At 58.3% G+C, this 235-nt stretch carries 1 protein-coding gene; it reads right to left on the bottom strand.

Annotated features, from left to right (window positions below; genetic code table 11):
• Window positions 1-90: 90 nt before the first annotated feature.
• Window positions 91-213: a hypothetical protein gene (locus tag Q4563_RS23915; RefSeq protein ID WP_442903873.1), complete on the bottom strand. Its 123-nt coding sequence runs from the start codon at window positions 211-213 to the stop codon at window positions 91-93.
• Between the last annotated feature and the right edge of the window lie 22 nt (window positions 214-235).

Genomic DNA, 235 nt, shown 5'->3' with positions numbered 1-235 from the left:
AGGGCCCGATTCTTCAGTACTATGATGGTGCTGGTGGTGCGCATGATCGCCGCCCAGAGTGCCGTAAACCGTCCAGGATGCAAAAAGCAATTATAACAAGGCTGCGCCTCCGCTCACCCAGCGCGAGCGAATAGCGCGCAGTACAGGATCAGCTAGGGTAGCCGTCAAAGCTACGGCCGGAAAAGTGCCCAAACCAAAGCCCAACATAAACAGAGCGCCCGAGCCCGGTCCAGGC

The sequence above is a fragment of the Gilvimarinus sp. 1_MG-2023 genome, assembly GCF_030548285.1.
This window is presented reverse-complemented; position numbering and strand designations above follow the sequence as displayed.